Consider the following 20,574-nt stretch of genomic DNA (forward strand, 5'->3'; position numbering starts at 1 on the left):
CCTCTTTGCCTTGCCAGCGCAAGGAGACGGGTGCGTCCGGTCGAGCTAAAATACCGAGACTGTAGAGGGCCGCGCGAGCAAGTAAATATACGAACCTCTGTCGGGCGCGACGCAGACGGAAAGAAGTAAATTTCCGTGATCCACGCGCTGTCCATGAGGGGCTCTGGAGGCGCGATGCGCTGCTCCCACTGCTCTGGCGAGCTACTCGGACGGTTAACCTTCCCGCGCATCGAGGAGCAGCGCCGACCAGGCCTGCTTCAACCGCGGATAATCCTCGCGCGACATCCGAAACGTAATCACATCGTCGCCGTTCCACCAAGCCTTCGGCGCAATCTTTTCGATCTGGAAACCAAGGCGAATGTGGAAGTTCTTCGCAGGCCCGTTCCTGCTTTGCACGTTGGCTATGACGACCGAAAGCCCTAGCTGCACGAACGCGAAGGCGAAAAGCAGATCGAAGATCTCGGCCAGAAAGAGGCGCGCGGCAGGATCGACGATCAACCGGGCCACCTCGCCGCGTTTCGCCGCGAAGTCCAGATTCGCAAGGGCGATGCTGGCAGCCGGCTTTCTCGAGCGCTTGAATTCGGCAATGAAATAGTAGTCGTCCGCTTTCGCCTGATAGTTTCGGAAGAACTCTTCCTGCTGGGCCAAGGTCAGCTTTTCCCGGGTCATGAACTTGCCGAGAACGGGATCGTTCCGCCAAGCGATGATTTGCGCGGAGTCCTCCAGCCGGACCTCTCGGAGGACCAGGTTATTTCCTTCAGGGAGCCGCTTGAGGTTCTCGGCCTTGGTGGACAGCGCACCCGAACTCAGAGGCTCTAATCCCATATGCCAGCCATCTATCTATTTAGCGTTAATAAAAGGCATTTAAATATATTTAATTGACCTCAACGTTATCATTATTTAATATGAGTTACAATCAAATGATGCCGCTTTCCTCGATGGAGGCTCGCTATTCTCGCTGCTGCACCCGTCTTGCCGGACCGGCACGTCGATGATGCCGAACTCAAGTCCTTGGCGCTGGCCGGCGATGCCGCCTTCTGGGGACATCTCGCCGCCCGTTCGCGACAAGCGGCGAGTTTTTCCGAACTGTTCTTTCTGTCGACGCTTCGAAAAAAGGCGAAGCTACATACGACCGAAAGTGTCCAACCAAGCCTCCGCCTCGCCTTGATGGGCGGCTACAACCTTTATCCGTTGCACGAACTGGTTGAACATCTCCTGGCCGTTCGCGGAATCGAGTGCGAACGCTTCCTCGGCGCGTACGATAATTTCGTCTCGGAAATCCTCGACGGCTCGAGCCCACTATACGCCTTCAAGCCGGATCTCGCCTTCATTCTGCCGAACGCGAGCCACTGCCGGTTTTCCGGCTCGCTTCTCGATGCCGTGGAGCATCAGCGCGAAGCTGCAGTTGGCACCGCGGAGCAGCTCCTCAACCTCGCGCAGACTTTCACCGCCCGCTCAGGTGCGGCGGTGATTCTCGCCAATCTTGCGCTGCCCGGTGACCTCGATCTCGGCTCGTTTCGTTCACGCACGCTTGGCGCCGACTGGAGTTTCCGCAAGGCGGTAAACCTCGAGCTCGGGCTCCGAGCCCCGGCTGAGGTGCAAATCTGCGACGTCGAGTTCCTCTCGGCACGCCGCGGGATCACGGCCGCGGAGGATGCCCGAGGTTGGTATGAATCGAAGCAGCTTGGCTCACCTGATTTTCTCGTCGACATCGCGCAAGAGCTAAGTCATCTGATTGCCTCCCGCAGGCAAGGCCCCAAGAAGGTGCTGGTACTCGATCTCGATCACACGCTATGGGGGGGCGTGATCGCGGAGGACGGCGTCGAGGGGATCGAACTTGGCGACTCGTCTCCCCGCGGCGAAGCCTTCAAGGCTTTCCAGAAGTACCTCCTTGCGCTTTCCGAACGCGGCGTCCTGCTTGCGGTATGCAGCAAGAACGACCATGCGCGCGCGATCGAGGTATTCGAGAAGCATCCCGAGATGGTTCTCCGGCTGGAGCACTTCGCCGCCTTCAAAGCGAATTGGGATCCGAAGTCCGACAACCTGCAGCGAATCGCGGATGAACTCCGCCTTGGCCTGGACAGCTTCGTCTTTGCCGACGACAACCCGGCGGAGATCGAGATCGTGCGCCAGTTTCAGCCGCAGGTCGAAGGCGTGCTCCTCGGGCCGGATCCCGCCGAATTCATCGGTCGCCTCCAGGCGGGGCGCCATTTCGAGCCGCGGAACGTCACCGAGGAGGATCTCGAGCGGACGGCGCAGTACAGGCAGGAGCGGCGGCGTACGGAGCTCGCGGCGAGCGTAACCGACATGCCTGCCTACCTTGCTTCCCTTGAGATGCAAGGCACGATCAAGGAGTTCGATTCGCTCGACCTGCCCCGCATTGCCCAGCTGATCGCGCGCAGCAACCAGTTCAACCTGACGACGGCCCGTCGATCCGAAACTGAGATCCAGGGGCTCCTTAGAAGGCCGGACTACCGGTGCTTCACGATGCGGCTCGAGGATCGGTTTGGTGATTCCGGACTCATCTCCGTGGTCATCGCAAAGATCGAGGCTGGCATCTTCATTCTCGATACCTGGCTCATGAGCTGCCGCGTGCTCAAGCGCCAGGTCGAGGACGAGATCATGAATGAGATTTTTCGGCTTGCAGCGATCGCCGGCTGCGCAACAGTCCGCGGCATTTATCTTCCGACGGCCAAAAACGGGATCGTCGCCGGAATCTACGAGGAGTTCGGCTTCGTGCGCACGGAAGACTCCGCCGCCCGAAAGGAGTTCGAGCTCAAGGTGGAAGACTATCAGACGCGTTCCACGAAGATCCGCGTAACCCGGAGGGCCTATGAAGCAAGCTGAAGTACTGGCGAAGTTGCAGGAGGTATTCGACGGAATCTTCCTCGAGAAGGTCGCGGCCAAGCCAGAGCTGTCGGCGGCCGACGTCGAGGAGTGGGACTCGCTCATGCAGATCTCGCTCGTCATCGCCATCGAGCAGAAGTTTCGCGTGCGATTCCGCGTCGGCGAGGTCGAGGCGGCCCGGAACCTGGGAGAGTTCGCCGATCTGATCGCGAAACGGATGGAGCCATAAGAGCTGACGTCACGAACCTGTTCGAGGCTGCGCAAACAAAGTGCGCAGCCCGCTGCATCCGAATCTTGGGCGCCTCGCCTTCCCGGAATCACATGGCACAACCATTGAGCGAATTTACTCACGCACGCCCGTTTTTTTCAAGTTCAAGAGAAGTTGACGAGCGTTGCTTCTCCGTTTGTGAAAAAGCAGTTTTATTTAATTTATTTTATGTTATTTAACTTTATTAATGCCAACATCACGGCAGCTACATTGACGCTGCAACCCGCACAAGGCTGGGCGGCAATTTTAAGTTGTAGTCAACTAGGCTGACTAGCCCGGGAGTACAGAACGTGGCCACCACCACTCTGTTCACCACTCAGGTCCCCGTTCTGACCAACAACACCGACGGAACAGGGGCGGATTACGAGCTGGGGATGCGCTTCACCAGCGACGCGTCCGGCACGATCCAGGCAATCCGCTACTACAAGGCCTCCAACGAGACCGGCACCCATATCGGCCACATCTGGTCGGCAACGGGCCAGGAGCTGGCGACCGTCACGTTCACCAATGAAGGCGCATCGGGCTGGCAGCAGGCGACCCTTGCCACGCCGCTCACCATCGCGGCCGGCACGACCTATGTGGTCTCGGTCAATATCAACAGCTACTACGTCTCCACCACGCAGGGCTTCGCGTTCGGCATGAGCAATGAAGGCCTGAACGCGCCGGTCGGCGCCGGCGTCTTCGACTACACCGAGGGCGTCTTCCCGACCAACGTCTATCAGAATGCGAACTATTTCCGCGACGTCGTGTTCGCTGCGGGCTCGACGAATCCCAACAATCACCCCGGTACGGTGAGCGTCAGCGGGACGCCGACGCAGAACCAGACCTTGACCGCGACGGTGAGCGATGCGGACGGAGTGCCGGCCGCCGTCACCTATCAGTGGCAGCAAAGCACGAACGGCACCACGTGGACCAACATCACGGGCGCTACGGCGAGCACGCTGACGCTCGGGCAGGCCCAGGTCGGCAGCTTCATACGTGTCACTGCTGTCTACACCGACCTCTTGGGCAGCAGCGAGACCCCGGTGAGCTCCGCGACCGCCACGGCCGTGGCCAACGTCAACGACGTCGGCGTCGTCGCCATCAGCGGCACAGCGACCCAGAACCAGACGCTGACGGCCACCGTCACGGATCCTGACGGCGTCCCGGCGAGCATCACCTATCGCTGGCAAAGCAGCCCCGACGGCACCACCTGGACGAACCTCGCCGCCACGACCTCAACCCTCACCCTCGACAGCAGCCTGGTCGGCAAGCGGATCCGGGTGAATGCCACCTACACCGACCTGCTCGGCGGCAGCGAGACTCCAACCAGCACGGCCACGGCGACGGTGGCCGCCGCGAGCGCCACCACCACGCTGTTCACCACCCAGACGCCGGTCAACACCAATGCCACCGACGGAATCGGGGCTGATTACGAGCTGGGGATGCGCTTCACCAGCAATGCGTCCGGCACGATCCAGGCGATCCGCTACTACAAGGCCTCGAATGAGACCGGCACCCATATCGGCCACATCTGGTCGGCAACGGGTCAGGAGCTGGCGACCGTCACGTTCACCAATGAAGGCGCATCGGGCTGGCAGCAGGCGACCCTCGCCACGCCGCTCACCATCACGGCCGGGACGACTTACGTGGTTTCGGTCAATATCAACAGCTACTACGTCTCCACCACGCAAGGATTCGCCTCGGGCATCAGCAATGGTGGTCTCAATGCTCCGGTCGGCGCCGGCGTCTTCGACTACACCGAGGGCGTCTTCCCGGCCGCCGTCTACCAGAATGCAAACTACTTCCGCGACGTCGTGTTCGCTGCGAGCGCGACCAACCCCAACAACCACCCCGGCACGGTGAGCGTCAGCGGGACGCCGACGCAGAACCAGACCTTGACCGCGACGGTGAGCGACGCCGATGGCGTGCCGGGCAGCATCGCCTATCAGTGGCAGCGAAGCACGGACGGCACCACGTGGACCAACATCGCCGGCGCCACGGCGAGCACGCTGGCCCTCGCGCAGGCCCAGGTCGGCAGCTTCATACGTGTCTCCGCCTCTTACACGGACCCCCTGGGCAGCAGCGAGAGCCCAGTGAGCGCCGCGACTGCCACGAAAGTGGCGAATGTCAACGACGCCGGCGTCGTCACGATCAGCGGCACCGCGACCCAGAACCAGACGCTGACGGCCAGCATCACAGATCCCGACGGCGTCCCGGCGAGCATCACCTATCACTGGCAGAGCAGCCCCGACGGCACCACCTGGACGAATCTGTCCGCCACGACCTCGAGCCTCACCCTCGACAGCAGCCTGGTCGGCAAGCGGATCCGCGTGAATGCCACCTACACCGACCAGCTCGGCACCGCCGAGAACGTAACCAGCGCAGCCACGGCGACGGTCGGCGCTGCGAGTGCGACAACCACCCTGTTCACCACCCAGACGCCGGTCAACACCAATGCCACCGACGGGCCAGGGGCGGATTATGAGCTGGGGATGCGCTTCACCGCCGACGCCTCCGGCGTGATCCAGGCGATCCGGTACTACAAGGCTTCGAACGAGACCGGCACCCATATCGGCCACATCTGGTCGGCGACGGGCCAGGAGCTGGCGACCGTCACGTTCACCAATGAAGGCGCATCGGGCTGGCAGCAGGCGACCCTTGCCACGCCGCTCACCATCGCGGCCGGCACGACCTACGTGGTCTCGGTCAATATCAACAGCTACTACGTCTCCACCACGCAGGGCTTCGCGTTCGGCATGAGCAATGAAGGCCTGAACGCGCCGGTCGGCGCCGGCGTCTTCGACTACACCGAGGGCGTCTTCCCGACCAACGTCTATCAGAATGCAAACTACTTCCGCGACGTCGTGTTCGCCCCGTCCAACGTCATCGCGCTCCTCAACACTTCCACGATCTATGTTAGTGAAGCAGCCGGCACGGCCACCGTCACCGTCACACGCTCCGGCGACCTCTCATCGCAAAACACCGTCGAGTACACGACGAACGAAATCGGCACCGGCGGAAGCGCGACGGCAGGATCGGACTTCATCCAGCCCACCTTCAACGGTCGGGCGAACACCGGCCAGATCGTCTTCGCACCGGGCGAGAGCACGAAGAGCTTCACCATCCCGATCGTCAACGATCAACTCACCGAAGGCAACGAAACGTTCGCCATCGGCCTTCAGAATCCCGGCTCCGGCTCCCTCGGGGCTCCACGCACCGTGCTCGTAACCATCGTCGACGACGACTCACCCGCCTCGATCGCTATGGCGGACGTCGTGGTGAGTGTCGCGGAGAGCAGCCCGACGGCGACGATCACGCTGCTGCGCAGCGGGAACGCCAGTCAAGCAGCCACGGTCGGCTTCGCGACGAGCAGCGGCAGCGCACTCGCGGGTGCCGATTACACGACCACGTCCGGCACGGTGACCTTCGCTGCTGGCCAGGTGAGCCAGACCATCTCGGTGCCGATCATCAATGATGCGACGCCGGAGAACGACGAGACCTTCACCGTCACCTTGAGCAACCCGACGGGCGCCACGCTCGGCACTCAGGCGACAACGACAGTGAAGATCCTGGACAATGACAACCCCGCTCTCGGCAATCTGGTGGGCGAGACAGCCGTGACGGGGCTGGGCCAACCAGCGGCGATGGACTGGACTCCCGACGGCCGCTACATGCTGGTCGCGCAGAAGGACGGCGTGGTGCGCGTGGTGGACAACGGCACATTGCGATCGACTCCGCTCATCGATATCTCGAGCGAGGTGAATGATTTCGGCGATCGCGGGCTGCTGGGTATCGCGGTGAACCCGAATTTCGCAAGCAACCACTATGTCTATCTGCTCTACACCTACGATCCGCCCGAGACGGCGACCCAGAGCGGACTTGCGGCCGCCGATGGGGGCGGCAACCGGCCTAGTCGTCTGGTGAGGGTCACTGTCGACCCCAACACAATGATCGCCGATCCAGCCAGTGAAGTGGTGCTGGTCGGCAAGAACAGCGTCTGGGCCTATACCAGCCGCCCCGACACGAACAGCGGCGGCGATCCCAGCATCGTTCCTTCCGGGATTGTCAACGGCACCACGATCACGGCGCCCGCAAGTCAGATCGAGACTGGATCGCAGGACAATGATCCGGATCGGGCAGGCATCCAGAACCAGAACATCCGTGATTACATTGCGACCGACAGCGATTCGCACTCCATCGGTGCCGTTCATTTCGGCCCCGACGGCTATCTCTACCTCACGGTCGGGGATGGCACATCGTACAATTTCGTCGATCCCCGCGCAGTGCGGGTCCAGGACATCCACAATCTCTCCGGCAAGCTCCTGCGGATCGATCCTATTACGGGTGAGGGAGCGCCCGGCAATCCGTATTATCAGGCCGGCGATCCAAACAGCAATCAGTCGAAAGTGTTCTACTACGGCGTCCGCAACGCGTACCGCTTCAGCTTCGATCCCGTCACGAATCTGCCTGTGCTTGGAGACGTCGGCTGGAACAACTGGGAAGAGATTGATACCGGGCCAGCCGGCTCCAATTTCGGGTGGCCCTACTTTGAAGGTCCGAACAAGACCGCCAGCTACCAGAACCTCGCGCAGGCGATCACCTTCTACAACAATGGCAACCGCAACAATTTGTCGGATCCGCCAGCCGTGTTCCCGATCTTGCCCCTAAGCCACGGGGCTCCGGACAACGCCCATGTGATCACCGCGGGAGATTTCTACAATCAGAACACCATGTTCTTCGACGACGTCTACAATGGAACGATCTTCGCCGCGACATTGGATGCGAACCGGCAGGTCGCAAGCGTCCAGTTGGTGGACAACGTATCGGGCATTGTGGACCTGCAGAAGGGGCCCGACGGCTGGCTCTACGGTGCCGATATATATGACGGCACGATCAGACGTTGGGTCGACCCCTCGGCGGCCGCCGGGAACACGCTGGGCCTCGCTGCGTCTTGACCGAGAGTGCGTCGGCTCTCGACTATCGCCCACTTCCGGCCGTGCGGCAGGAGTCACGCTCCTGGACGGCCAGTCGTCACCCACAATCGGCTGTCGCTCGGCATCTGCATGCGGACCCAGCCATATGGCACCCGCGACCAGGGTTTGATCTCGGGCGTTAGATTGTCGAGGACCAGATCGCCAGTCCTGGCACGCACCACCAGGACAAGGTGATGGTCTCCAGACCTGGTGACTACTTCGCTCAATAGCAGAACCCGCGCCGGCCAGCCGCGTTGCAGCAGTTCGTGACGCTTGCTCACTGCGTAATCGTTGCAATCGCCGCGAGCCGGGTTAACGATCCACTCCTCACCTGCAAGACCGAGTTCATTGGGCTGCGGAGCAATGGCGCGGTTCACGGTGCGATTGACGGCTTTCAGCTCTGCCCACCGTTCCTTCGTCAACGGGATCGGACCGCCGCGGAAGGACCGCCGCGGGCGACATTCGGCCTCATAGCGCAGGCAAAACACCGTGTAAGTGAGGGGCGGAAGGGTCGGGCGTCCCAGCTCGACGTGCGCAAGGTCTGCTTGGGGCGCCCTCGGCACGGTCGACAATGCCGCACGCGCCCACTGAACGCCGCCGATCACCATCGCTATGGCTGCCGCGATGATGGGGCCCGAGGTTCGTTGCATCTGCCGATCCCCCATGTGGACGCCAAAGGGACCCGCCGCCGGCATGGCCGCGCCCGATCGCGCTAAATCACTATTTTAATATCCTATTTAATAATAATTCTATTTAATTTAATTGGCAATAATATTATCAATACTAGATTTGAAAGTTGCCCTGCGAAGGATCAGCGACGCCAGTAGCGCCTGCGAGGACGAATGAGGACGAATGGAAACGATGAAGGGAGCGAGAAGCCTCGACCGGTTCCGGTTGTTCTCGCTGGAAAGCGCTGAAGCGCGGCGCGCGCACGAACGTGCTTCGCGCCCCTGAGCCAGGCGACGATTTACCGCCCACAGGATTTTATTGTTGATTTAATTATTCACCGCGCCCAAATCGTCAGACAGAGCTTCCTCAGGCAGGACCGATTTCACATGCCAGTTGAGCTACTCGTCATTCTGGGAGCTGAAGCTGCAATACTTGGCTTCGTTGTCGCGATGACCCTGCACGCCAAACGAACGGACGTACTGAGCGGACGGTCGTTCGAGCAACCCGTAGTCCCGCCCAGTGGCAACAGGCACCTGCCACGGACGATCCGTCGAAAGGCGCGCGATTTGCTACGGTTGACCAGGAGGTGGGGCGATCTCATCACGTTCGTCCCACCGGATCTCTTGCGGCGCGCTGATCTCACCAGAATACGGCAGCGGATCCTTCAAACCAGACCGCAGATGCCGCTCCGGTTCGAGCTGCGCGCTCGTCGGCGAGGCACGTCGGCTGCCGATGCTTCCGGTCGCCCAACCTTGCCTTCAGAGGCTGGTCGCAACACCGACGTCCACGGAAAGGACGCCGGTCCCGAATGCATGCAGTCGAACGCCGCCGCTATCTTGGATCGACTCAGCGCTCCTTAAACGCGCGCTCCGCCTGATCGTGCAGAGGCTTGAGCAGGTAGGACAGCGCCGTCCGACCAGCCGTCTTGATGAAGACCTCCACCGGCATGCCGGGCAGTAGCTTGGCCGACCCGAGTTTCGCCAGCTCTTCCGGCTTCAGCAGGACGCGGCCCGTATAGTAGCTCGTGCCGGCACGCTGATCCTGCGTGATGTCTGCCGAGACCATGCTGACCTCGCCATCGATTTCGGGCGTGGTCTTCTGGTTGAACGCTGCGAACCGCATTGTCGCGGTCTGTCCGACATAGACCTGGTCGATATCGCGCGGTGCGATCTTGACCTCGACCGCAAGCGAGTCCGCATCGGGCACGATCAGCATGATCTGCTCGCCGGGAGAGATTACGCCCCCCACCGTGTGGACGCTGAGCTCGTGGACGCGGCCGGATTGTGGCGCCCTGATATCGACCCGATTCAGCTGATCGACCGCGGCAGTCTTGCGCTCGCTCAATTCGGAGAGTTTCGAGCGCGTTTCGATCAGGTCCTTGCCGACTTCCGTCCGCAGGTCCTGGTCGATCTGAATGATCTGGAGTCCGATTTCCGAGATCTTGCCCTTCGACTGAGCAATCATTCCTGCGAGCTGGCTGCGCTCGCCTTCGATGCGGGCGGAGTCGCGCTCGAGGGAATTGAGCCGCGTGATCGGCACCAGATTTTTCTGCCAGAGGCTGCGCACGCCTTCCAGCTCCTGGCGGATGAATTCGACCTCCTTCTGCTTGGCCTCGGTCTGCCCCGTATAGCCCTTGATCTCGTTTTCGAGCTGCGCGCTTTTCTCCTGCAACTGCGCCTTCTGGCCGCTCCTCGCCTGACGACGCAGGTCGAACAGCTTCCGCTCCGCGGTGATTGCACGGTTCGCCTCGGAGTTGCTCTCCTTGGCTCGATCGAGCAGCACCTTGGGAAAGATAACCTGGTCGGCGCCGTCGCGCTCGGCTTCGAGGCGAGCCTGCCGCGCAAATAGCTCATCAATGCTGTTGGTGACGATGGTCGCGTTGGCGAGCGTCTGGGTCTCGTCGAGGCGGATCAAAATATCCCCTGCCTTGACCCGGTCGCCTTGCCGCACGCGCAATTCCCCCACGATCCCGCCCGTGGCGTGCTGGACCTTCTTGACGCTCGAATCCACCACGACAACGCCTTGGGCGATGACCGCGCCCGATAGCTGGGTCGTTGTCGCCCAGCCGCCGACCCCAAAGGTCACCAGAGCGAACATGATCATTCCGACGGTCATGTAACGCTGGATGGATTGCAACGCCGGCGTTACGTGAGCGTTCACCACCTGGCCGCTGATCACCTGACCGTTCATCGGCCGCCTCCTTGAGCTTCCGCGACAACCTTGAGCGGTACTGGATTCCGCAATACTTTCCTGAGAACCTCCTCTCTCTTGCCGAAGGACTGAACCCTGCCTTCCCCGAGGCACAAGACATGATCCACACCTTCCAGCGCCTTCGGACGATGCGCGACAATCGCGACAATCCCACCCCGACGGCGCACGTTCATGATCGCCTCGGTCAGGGCCTCCTCGCCCTCGGCATCGAGATTAGAAGAGGGTTCATCAAGCACGACCAGGAAGGGCTTGCCGTAAAAGGCGCGCGCAAGCCCGATACGCTGCCGCTGCCCCGCCGACAGCGCCAGCCCTCCCTCGCCGATCTTCGTGCTGTAACCGTCCGGAAGGGAGAGGATAAGGTCGTGCGCGCCCGCGGCATGCGAAGCTTCCAGAACAGCGGCGGCGGTTGCCTGCGGGTCGAACCGTGCGATGTTCATTGCAATGCTGCCGTCGAACAATTCGACGTCCTGGGGCAGATAACCGATGTGCTTGCCGAGGGCGTCCGAAGACCAGTGATCGAGGGCGGCGTTGTCGAGCCGGATCCTGCCTCGAACGCACGGCCACACCCCAACCAACGCACGTGCCAATGTCGACTTGCCGGATCCGCTCGGACCAATGATTCCAACCGCCTGCCCGCTCCGCAGCTGGAATGACACTTCGCTGAGCGTGGGCCGCTCGGAGTTTGGGGCGCCGATATAGAGCTGCTCGGCGGTGAGGGTTTCAGCAGGCGCAGGCAATGCCAGCCGCTCCTCCTCGTGAGGCAGAAGCTTCAGCAAGTGATCGATCCGTTGCCCCGATTGTCGGGCGGCAACGAAGCCTTTCCAGTTCGCGATGGCCATTTCGACGGGCGCCAGTGCCCGCGCGGTGAGGATCGATCCGGCAATGATGATGCCCGCGGTCGATTCCTGGTTGATGACGAGGACGGCGCCAACGGCCAAAACCAGCGATTGCAAGATCGCCCGAAAAATCTTGGAGGCACCACCGAGTCCGTTTGCGACATCGCTGGCTCGCTCGTGCGCCGCGAGGTACTTCGCGTTGACATCCCGCCAACGGAAAGCTGCCTGTTGCCGCATTCCCATGGCCTGCAGGACTTCGGCATTTCGCCGCCCCTCGAGCGCAAGGGCCGTTCGTGAAACTGCCAGACGCGAGGATGCCTTTGCCGGGCCTCGGGTTCGGGTTTCGGTGAGCATCGTAATGCCGACCAGCACCAGCGCGCCGATCAGCGCAGTGACGCCAATCCAGAAGTGAAAGAGGAAGCAGACGCCGAGATAGATCGGCATCCAGGGCAGATCAAAGAGCGCCGTGGGCCCTCCGCTCGACAGGAAGCTGCGGACCTGATCAAGGTCGCGCACCGGCTGCAAGCCATCGCCATCGGCCCTGGTCTTGAGAGGCAGGCGAACAAGTGCGTCGAATATGCGAACGCCGAGCCTTTCATCGAAATACCGGCCGACCCGGGCACTGATCCTGTTCCTGACGAGGTCCAGCCCGCCCTGAAACAAGTAAAGCACCGTCGCCAGAACCATCAGGGCGATCAGCGTCGGTATGCTGCGCCCGGGCAGCACCCGATCATAAACTTGCAGCATGAAAAACGAGCCGGTGAGCATGAGGAGATTGCTCATCCCGCTGAAGGCCGCGAGAGCCCAGAAGATCCGGCGGCAAGACCGCAGGAAAGTCGACAGCTCTGACTGCGACTCGTCATAGTCCTCCGCCGGCCGGGGGCGACCAGCGAATATCCGTTGCCGCAGGACTTCGACCTGGCGCTTTGCCCAGCCGATCAGCTGCGGTGTCTGCAGTTCGGCGTCTTCCGCCCACTGCCGTGCAGCCGACCATAGTCCTGACAATTGAATAAGTGGGAGTCGATAAAGATTTGTAGGCGGGGGGATCACCCCCCGCCGTCTGAAGTCCATCATGGCAGCCGCCCTCAGATAATGCCTTTGTCGGAGGATCCCCCAAGAGATCCTCCGAGGCAGTTGTTGAGTACTAGTGTGGTTGGCTCGTCCCCTACGCGAAGTGGAAGTCGTGGCTGGTCAACGAATCGAGCTTGATGTTCTTCAGCGTGAGCGTGTCACCCCCCGTCGCGATCACGACGTCGCCGCCTGACTGGGAGGCGTGGGAGAGAACGCTCGCAAAACTGTCGAACACACTCTTGCTGAACTCGATCGTGTCGTGAGCAGGTCCGCGAGCAACGAAGCCCTTGACGACGTCGTTGCCGAAGTTCGCGCCAAACACGAAAGTATCAGCTTGGCTGCTGCCAACGAAGGTGTCGTTGCCGGAAGTGCCCTTCAGGGTCGTGTTGCCCGTCGAGGCGGTGAACGTACTGCCCGTGGCGACCTGACTGGTGGTAGCGGATAAGGTCGACGACGCAGCTGTGCTGGAAGTACCGACCTGCCCGTCACCGTTGAGATCCTGATGGAAGCTCGTCTCGAGCGACTTAAGGCCGGAGTCCGTACCCGACACCGAGCCGCCCGACGTGGAGCCGGTCAGGCTGCTGACATGGGAGACGTAGTTGCCGTTGGCGTCGGTGTTCCAGGCCGTGTACTGACCGGTGCTCGTCTCCTTCCAGACGACCTGATAGCCCGTCGCGGTCTTCTCCGCACCAATCGGTGTCCAGGTGCCGTCCGACCCGTCCACAAACGCCACACCGTTATCCTTCAGCGTAGGGCCCGTTCCGGTGCTGCTGTTGAGGTAATATTTGCCGCCGTTCTCAACGAGGGTGGTCACACCATCCGACTCGACCTGTGTACCTGTCGTCGGCGAGGTGGGCGACGTCGGCGAGGTGGGCGAGGTCGGTGTGCCCGCACTGGACGTACCGATCTGGCCGTCACCGTTCAGATCCTGATGGAACGTCGTCTCGAGCGATTTGAGGCCAGAGTCCGAACCCGACACCGAGCCGCCCCAAGTGGAGCCCGTCAGGGTGCTCACGTGGGAGACGTAGTTGCCGTTGTTGTCGGTGTTCCAGGCCGTGTACTGACCGGTGCTGGCCTCCTTCCAGACAACCTCATAGCCAGTCGCGGTCTTCTCCGCAGCGATCGGTGCCCAGGTGTGATCAGACCCGTCCACGAAATCCACGCCCTTATTCTTCAGCGTGGGGCCGGAACCGCTGCTGCCGTTGAGGTAATATTTGCCGCCGTTCTCAACGAGAGTTGTCGCACCAACCGACTCGATTACCTTGCCGGCAGTCGGAGGCGTCGGCGACGACGGCGATGTCGGTGAGGTCGGGGCCGTCGAGGTGCTGATGCTGGCCGTGAACGCGGTGGACGCCGCGCCGGTGTTGCCAGCCGCGTCCGTTGCGTTCGCGGTGAGGCTGTGCGAACCGGCAGCAAGGGCGGCGCTGGTGTAGCCCCACGCACCACTGCTGTTGGCCGTCGCGGTCCCGATCTGGGTCGTGCCGTCGAGCACCTTTACAATGCTGCCCGCCTCCGCCGTGCCCGACAACACCGCCTGATTGGCACTGTTCACCGTATGGCTCGCAATGGTCGGCGCAGTCGGCGCCTTGGTATCGACGGTGACTGCCAACGCAGACGACGCCGCGCTGGTCTGCCCCGACGAGTTCGTCGCCGTTGCGGTGAGCGTGTGCTTGGCGTCGGTCAGGACCTTTGTGATGTAGTCCCAGCTGCCGCTTGAGTCCGCTGTCGTCGAACCGATCTGGGTCGTACCGTCGTAGAACTTGACCGTGCTGCCGGCAGCAGCGGAGCCCTTGAGCTCGATGGTATTGTCGTTGGTGATCTTGTCGCCGGCGGTGCCGCTATCGGTCGAGAACGACGCGATGACGGGAGCGGCTGGTGCGGCTGGTGCAGTCCCGCCCGTGTTGGTACCGCTGTTCGCCGATGTGTTGAGCGTGGCGGCCAGAGCGACTCCGTCACTAACATTCCCACTAATCACGGGCACATGACCGAGTTCAGTCCTCAGATCCATGTCACCCCAATAGCCGCCACCAACGTGATTGTTCGTATAGGACACATTGGTCACTGCGCCGCCGCCGGGCTGGCCGTTGGCCACCTCATTGAGGTAAGCAGTGTAGCCACCGCCAACCAGCAGATTGTTGTCGATTTTGACGTTATCGATGGGCCCCCAATAATTGTCGAGCATGATCACCCCTGTCTGGGTGTGCTCGTTGATGATCGTGTTGTGGCTGATGGTCAGATTAGAAAAGCCGCCATCGGCCTGGATCCCATCGAAATGCGAATCGGAAGTGCCCTGCATGTCGTGGATGTAGTTATTCTGAATAACAGTATTATCGCCTGAGACGCCGATACCGTCAGCAGTCCCATGGATGTTGTTGTTCAGGAACGTTCCTTGTCCAGTGATACCTTGGCCACCGGATCCCATCCCGTTGATATCGCAATTCTCGATAACGGCTCCTGTGATGCCGTCCGCGACCCGGACGACCGTCCATCCATCGCCCGATATCTTACAGTCTTTCAAGGTCACGTTCGGCGCATTGATGACCACCATACCAGTGATTTCGAGTCCCGAGATCACCGCCCCCGGTGTGTTGATCGTCATGCCACTTGATGGAGTTAGGGTGACGCCCGCCGACACCCCCGTATTCGTCGCATCAGGCCAAGCAGTAGTAGTTGCCAAGAGAATTCTCCTTCGCAGTTTAGATATGCAGTGAGTTTCGGGCTGCGATTATCCCCACGCGTGCCCATGCGTTGTCTCATGCCCCGTCGGCGAGGACTTTTTTTGGACCAGATGGCGGCGTGACTAGGGTCATTTTTTGGGTGACCCGAACTACACAGATCGCACGATATTCAAAAAATGCGAAATAACACCGCCGGATAGCCAGCAGCAGGCTGTGCGGCGAAGGTGTTTATTGCAAGAGCACACCGAAAGTTATTCACGCCCTTATCGTGCGCCCGAGTGTAGCAGCGCCACCAAGTACCGAATTACTGAAGTGGCGATCGACCCGCGAAAATTAAATGAATCACCATTATACATTAAACACCAACGCACGGCGCGACGTTGTGTCACCAAAAGGAGAACTCGTTTTCCTTTGGAGGTGATCGCCCCAGACAACGAGGGCCACGCGACCATAATTCAGCCCAGGCCAACTGAAAGAACGCACCGCAATATTGGTCAGGACGACTCAAGGGACAGGGCATGATTCAAAGCTCACCTCTAAATGTTGGCGAACCGGCACCGTGGTTCTCTGCATCCACCGGCACACAGCCTTGCAACACCGTTGCCTTCGACGAACTTGCCGGTCGCGTCATCGTGCTGTTTTTCTTTGGCACCGCTGCTCGCCACAGTGTCGCAGAAGCGCTCAGCGCCTTCGGGAGGCACGACGATTTATTTGACGGGAAACGCGCCCTTTTCGTTGGGGTGAGCAATGATCCGGATGACTTCCGTCTGGAGCGAGTCCGCCATGATCGTGCCGGTCAGCTTTTTCTATTTGATTCAACCGGGGCCATTCTGCGACGATACGTTGCGCCAGGAGAACCGACGGCGCCGCTCGCAACAATCGAGCCGGCTGCTTTCATATTAAGTCCGGCACTACAGATTATTGAAATTGTGCACCTGACCCAACCGACTGACTTTGTCAGGCGAATCGTTTCCAGGTTGACAGACCACCTGGCTAGCCCACCAAGTGGTCAAACCGCACCAGTGCTCATCATACCTCAAGTGTTCGATCCTCTGTTTTGTCGCAAGCTTGTCGACCTTCACGAGGCGAACGGGGGGCGCGAAATTGGACTGGTAGAAAACGAAGGAAAAATCGTCAGGCGTTTCGATCCGACATTTAGGAAACGCTCAGATCACTACATTGTTGATGAGGATGCACTTCGACAAGCCAGAGAATCATTGGCACGGCGACTTCTGCCCATGGTTTATCGCGCATTCCAATTCTCTGCGACGCGCATCGAGCGATATCTGGTTGCGTGCTACGACGCGACGACTGGAGGACATTTCAAGCCACACCGCGACAATACGTCACCAATGGTCGCTCATCGTCGCTTCGCCGTCACAATCAACTTGAACGAGACGTTCGAAGGCGGTTACCTCAGTTTCCCCGAATTCAACTCTCAAACCTATCGCACTCGACCGGGGGACGCGATCGTGTTTTCGTGCTCTCTTTTGCACGAAGTCACACCAGTCACGCGTCATCGACGTTACGCGTTCGTATCTTTTCTCTATGATGAGATCTCTCAACAGATCCGTGAGAAGAACAGCGCGCCCTTGTCCACCAGCGATGGTACGGCTCGCGGAGCCCCGCAATGAGGATTACGCCTTAAGCTCTTCGGGATTGCGATCGGCTGCAATGAGTGCTTCGCCCCGATCTATTACAATCCTTCTAGCTCATCGACCAGCACTCTCGCACTCGCTGTTCGATTCGATTTCCCTAGATCGCGGTCACTTTTTTAAAGCTGGTTTTCTCGGCCCGCGAACAGGTCGACCAGTGAGTCTGTCAATGTTGCCCGAAATAATCGGCACGTTGCCCAACTCGGTTCTAAGATCAAGTGGGCCCCAATATCCCCCGGCAAGCTGGTTGTTCGTGAAGACTACGTTCGTCACCGGTCCACCGCCAGGTTGGCCCTTCGCAACTTCATTTATGTAGACGGTATATCCGCCGCCGAGCAGCAAATTGCTGTCGATCATCACGTCATCGATCGGCCCCGTATAATTGTCGATCATGACTGCCGACGTTTGCGTGTTCTCGTTGATGATGGTGTTCTGCCGAATGTTCAGATGTGAAAATCTGCCATCGGCTTGGATCCCATCAAAGTGAGAATCGGAAGGCCCCGTTATTTGATGGATATAGTTGCCCTCAATTAGCGTGTTGTCGCCGCGGACATCAATTCCATCGGCACAATCATGGATATTGTTTCTGAGAAACGTTCCTTGGCCGGCTATGCACTGACCACCATATCCTCGATTATCGATCTCGCAATTTTGGATGATTGTCCCTGAAATTCCACCCCTAATCACAATGACGTTGTGGCCCGCATGGGTAACCTTGCAATCCTGCAATCTGACATCCGGAGCCTCGACTACCACTGCACCGGTAATATCCAGACCTTCAATCACCGCACCTGGGGTAGTAATCACGAACCCAGGAGAAGCGGTCAGAATCTTGCCGGGAGGAACGCCGGTAGTGGTCGCATTTGGGAATCCGGTCAAATCGATCGTTTTGTCGCGAAACCTAATTGTCTCTGCGTCAGCCGCCGACGAAACAAGAATCTGAAAAATGGCCGAGCAGACCCCTGCTTGGCGCCTAGTGGATCGATAGTGCTGAAGCAAACACCACAACTTCCTCACCTTCACGCTCCTAGCCTAAGCCGCTGGCCGCATTAAGCAAAAGCTGCGGCCGGAACGGCCGCGACATGCTCCAACATCTGTCGCCTTCGCTTGGCAGCAACTTCATCCCAACCAAATGCGCGCGCGCGTTCCGCAGCTGCCGCGCCCAAACGCCTTCGACGATCACCATCCTCTGCAAGAGCCCGAATTGCCACTACCCATCCATCACGGTCATAGGCATCCACGATGAGTCCTTCCTGACCATCGCGCACAATCCTTCCCATTCCCATTGGAGTCGTAATGGCCGGTAAGCCACACCCGCACGCTTCGTAGGTCACTTGTGGCCCCCCTTCCTCCAACGAAGCGAAGACGAAAATGTCAGCAGAGCGATAGAGGCTGCCAATGTCGTCCACGTAGTCGAGCACAACAACATCAGGCCTTGCCAGAAGAGCGGCGCACTGTTCCTTTATGGCGGTCTCGAGCGCGCCCGCCAGCACGAGTCGTCCACGAACGTTGCTCCGCGCCCAATAATCCAGGAGCAGATGACAGCCCTTCCTGACGCAAATGGAGCCAGCGAATACCGCAGTAATGCCGTCGCACGGGGGTAGGAGTCTGTTGGTCCCGCTAAACCGCTGCGGGTCCCACCCATAACTCGTACTCACCAATTTCGACGCAGGCAGGCCGGAGCGCAGAAGCGACGCCTCGACCATAGCATTTGGACAAAAGATAAAGTCTACAGCATCCAGAGCGGCCTGCTCGGCATCGACAGATTCGTCCGTAATTCCGTGACGAGGAGAGATGCCCAACTGTTTGTACGCCTCATCGAGAATGACTTTGGCTGAGCCTCGATGGCAATTAATCATCTCTCGGAAAACAGGTATGTTGCGGCGCTTAAGTTCAAGGATAGTGTTCAACGATGCATCTGGCCAAATATAGGCGATGCGATCTTCGGATGTTTCCTTGGTCATCTGTTTAAGAAATATACCTTCAATCGTTCTCGAGGATCTCGATCGCACCCACTTGTACGGCACATATCGAGCCCATATCGGAAGGACCTGCACAACCTTTGCGGGGGATACTAGATCCATTGCTGCACGAGGCGAAACGATCGTGACCGCAAAATCAGAACCTGTCATCCCGCGGGCCAGCATTCCGCAAGTATAAGCGGGCCCCTTCGGACTCACCGGCAGAGGCATGAACACACCCACATGCGCACTCATACGACAGCCCCCTAGCCGCTTACTTGTTCAGTATGCCATTTCGGCCGGCCCATCTCGCCCTTCAATCCAGCGACAAGTCCTTCGATCGCTGCGCGACTGTTGTTTGGCGCTCCCTGCAGCAAGAACCTGAGCGCATACATGAGGGAAACCGCGACTCTAAGGGGCACCGACCAGGGAAAATGTCGTCGCACAAAACGAACGCAATTGCGGTGCTGGAGATAGACGGAGAGCACCGGTATGGACGATGACGCCCTGCCCGATCCCGTCGTCGTACCTCGCTTGTGAACGACGATCGACTCGGCCGCATAACCGAGCCCCAGATGCCTCGCGCGAAGCCCCCAATCCATATCCTCGTAGAACAGGAAATAGCTTTCATCCATGAGGCCGATCTGCTCGATGCACCAGCGGGTCACGTACATCGATGCCCCCGAAGGGCTATCCATCGCGTCTTCAACCGCGGCGATGTTGCAGGACACGTTGAGAAGTTCTCCCAAGCCGATGGCGACGTCTCTCGCCGCCAACTTTTGCCAGGAAAGCCCGCCGCGAAATCTCACATGGTCTGCGTCCGGGCTGTCGAGAATAGTGCTGCCCACCATCGCCTTCCGACCGGACTCCGCCCGTTCGTGTAGGGCCGCCAACGCAGACTCGGTCGGCTGAGTGTCTGGATTCAAGATCCAGATGGCCCGCCAAGTGGGTATCGCGGAGAGAGGGCGCAGCCACGCGTTAATCCCGCCGGCATAGCCCAGGTTGTCGGAGGCGCAGGCAACCCAAACATTTGACGACCTTGCTCGCAGAACCAGGCGCTGAATGTTGGTAAACCGGCCAGCAATGCCATCTATTTGGATTCCAAGAGATTGGCCTGGCAGGCAAGGGCCTGCTTCGCTGATCAGAGCGTCAAGAAGGCGGCGATAAGCATCATCACCGCCATTTTCGCAAATGAAGACGTCGAAACCAGGCGAAGTCGTCGCGCGCGATAACGCTGTCAGGCAATCAACGATGTCCTCTGAGTTCCGATAACCGACAATGAGAACCGCAACCTCGGAAACGAGGTCTTCCGCCAGCCCATAAGAAGCATCCGTTTCGCTAGCCTTCAACCCGGCCGCCATGGGAACTTTCGCTCCGACGATTTAATAAATTATATATATCCTCGTAGCTTTAAATGCTCGAT

The 20,574-nt window shown here is 59.8% G+C and carries 12 protein-coding genes; 4 read left to right on the top strand and 8 right to left on the bottom strand.

Features of this window, described 5'->3' with window-relative positions; translation table 11 throughout:
- Nucleotides 1–213: 213 nt before the first annotated feature.
- Nucleotides 214–825, bottom strand: coding sequence for a GNAT family N-acetyltransferase (locus tag ML401_RS20105; protein ID WP_259211692.1), 612 nt, complete (start codon nt 823–825; stop codon nt 214–216).
- A 147-nt stretch (nt 826–972) separates the two neighbouring features.
- Between ML401_RS20105 and ML401_RS20110 the strand changes: the two genes are divergently transcribed.
- The 3 genes from ML401_RS20110 to ML401_RS20120 all read left to right on the top strand — a co-directional run bounded on the left by ML401_RS20110 (nt 973) and on the right by ML401_RS20120 (nt 8,052).
- The gene (locus ML401_RS20110; RefSeq protein WP_285806663.1) at nt 973–2,847 is read left to right on the top strand and encodes an HAD family hydrolase; all 1,875 of its coding nucleotides are present in this window, start codon (nt 973–975) and stop codon (nt 2,845–2,847) included.
- Nucleotides 2,834–3,076, top strand: coding sequence for an acyl carrier protein (locus ML401_RS20115; RefSeq protein WP_259211703.1), 243 nt, complete (start codon nt 2,834–2,836; stop codon nt 3,074–3,076). Before ML401_RS20110 ends, ML401_RS20115 begins: the two co-directional genes overlap by 14 nt.
- Before the next feature lie 329 nt (nt 3,077–3,405).
- Complete coding sequence (locus ML401_RS20120) at nt 3,406–8,052, top strand: DUF4082 domain-containing protein (RefSeq protein ID WP_285806664.1); 4,647 nt, start codon at nt 3,406–3,408, stop codon at nt 8,050–8,052.
- A gap of 53 nt (nt 8,053–8,105) precedes the next feature.
- Here the strand turns inward: ML401_RS20120 and ML401_RS20125 are convergent, their stop codons facing one another.
- The 4 genes from ML401_RS20125 to ML401_RS20140 form a co-directional block, all read right to left on the bottom strand.
- Nucleotides 8,106–8,720 carry a transglutaminase-like cysteine peptidase gene (locus tag ML401_RS20125; RefSeq protein WP_285806665.1) on the bottom strand — a complete coding sequence of 205 codons (615 nt, stop codon included), beginning with the start codon at nt 8,718–8,720 and terminating at the stop codon, nt 8,106–8,108.
- An 865-nt stretch (nt 8,721–9,585) separates the two neighbouring features.
- Nucleotides 9,586–10,929 carry an HlyD family type I secretion periplasmic adaptor subunit gene (locus ML401_RS20130; RefSeq protein WP_259211709.1) on the bottom strand — a complete coding sequence of 448 codons (1,344 nt, stop codon included), beginning with the start codon at nt 10,927–10,929 and terminating at the stop codon, nt 9,586–9,588.
- Complete coding sequence (locus ML401_RS20135; RefSeq protein ID WP_259211711.1) at nt 10,926–12,860, bottom strand: type I secretion system permease/ATPase; 1,935 nt, start codon at nt 12,858–12,860, stop codon at nt 10,926–10,928. Before ML401_RS20135 ends, ML401_RS20130 begins: the two co-directional genes overlap by 4 nt.
- Before the next feature lie 91 nt (nt 12,861–12,951).
- On the bottom strand, nt 12,952–15,456 hold the full coding sequence (locus tag ML401_RS20140) for an Ig-like domain-containing protein (protein ID WP_285806666.1): 2,505 nt from the start codon (nt 15,454–15,456) through the stop codon (nt 12,952–12,954).
- Nucleotides 15,457–16,053: 597 nt separating this feature from the next.
- Here ML401_RS20140 and ML401_RS20145 point away from each other — a divergent pair.
- Complete coding sequence (locus ML401_RS20145; RefSeq protein WP_285806667.1) at nt 16,054–17,169, top strand: 2OG-Fe(II) oxygenase; 1,116 nt, start codon at nt 16,054–16,056, stop codon at nt 17,167–17,169.
- 132 nt (nt 17,170–17,301) lie between these two features.
- Here the strand turns inward: ML401_RS20145 and ML401_RS20150 are convergent, their stop codons facing one another.
- The 3 genes from ML401_RS20150 to ML401_RS20160 form a co-directional block, all read right to left on the bottom strand.
- Complete coding sequence (locus ML401_RS20150) at nt 17,302–18,207, bottom strand: right-handed parallel beta-helix repeat-containing protein (RefSeq protein WP_285806668.1); 906 nt, start codon at nt 18,205–18,207, stop codon at nt 17,302–17,304.
- Nucleotides 18,208–18,239: 32 nt separating this feature from the next.
- Nucleotides 18,240–19,154 (bottom strand): glycosyltransferase family 4 protein, encoded by a 915-nt coding sequence (locus ML401_RS20155; protein ID WP_259211722.1) that lies wholly within the window; start codon nt 19,152–19,154, stop codon nt 18,240–18,242.
- A gap of 263 nt (nt 19,155–19,417) precedes the next feature.
- Complete coding sequence (locus ML401_RS20160; protein ID WP_285806669.1) at nt 19,418–20,512, bottom strand: glycosyltransferase family 2 protein; 1,095 nt, start codon at nt 20,510–20,512, stop codon at nt 19,418–19,420.
- Between the last annotated feature and the right edge of the window lie 62 nt (nt 20,513–20,574).

This window comes from Bradyrhizobium sp. 62B, from assembly GCF_030272265.2.
Taxonomy (GTDB): domain Bacteria; phylum Pseudomonadota; class Alphaproteobacteria; order Rhizobiales; family Xanthobacteraceae; genus Bradyrhizobium.

What these genes read in the sequence shown, in the direction of transcription:
- ML401_RS20105 (WP_259211692.1), bottom strand. Translation starts at nt 825, where the DNA reads ATGGGATTAGAGCCTCTGAGTTCGGGTGCGCTGTCCACCAAGGCCGAG.
- ML401_RS20115 (WP_259211703.1), top strand. Translation starts at nt 2,834, where the DNA reads ATGAAGCAAGCTGAAGTACTGGCGAAGTTGCAGGAGGTATTCGACGGA.
- ML401_RS20125 (WP_285806665.1), bottom strand. Translation starts at nt 8,720, where the DNA reads ATGCAACGAACCTCGGGCCCCATCATCGCGGCAGCCATAGCGATGGTG.
- ML401_RS20130 (WP_259211709.1), bottom strand. Translation starts at nt 10,929, where the DNA reads ATGAACGGTCAGGTGATCAGCGGCCAGGTGGTGAACGCTCACGTAACG.
- ML401_RS20135 (WP_259211711.1), bottom strand. Translation starts at nt 12,860, where the DNA reads ATGATGGACTTCAGACGGCGGGGGGTGATCCCCCCGCCTACAAATCTT.
- ML401_RS20140 (WP_285806666.1), bottom strand. Translation starts at nt 15,456, where the DNA reads ATGACGATCAACACACCGGGGGCGGTGATCTCGGGACTCGAAATCACT.
- ML401_RS20145 (WP_285806667.1), top strand. Translation starts at nt 16,054, where the DNA reads ATGATTCAAAGCTCACCTCTAAATGTTGGCGAACCGGCACCGTGGTTC.
- ML401_RS20155 (WP_259211722.1), bottom strand. Translation starts at nt 19,154, where the DNA reads ATGACCAAGGAAACATCCGAAGATCGCATCGCCTATATTTGGCCAGAT.
- ML401_RS20160 (WP_285806669.1), bottom strand. Translation starts at nt 20,512, where the DNA reads ATGGCGGCCGGGTTGAAGGCTAGCGAAACGGATGCTTCTTATGGGCTG.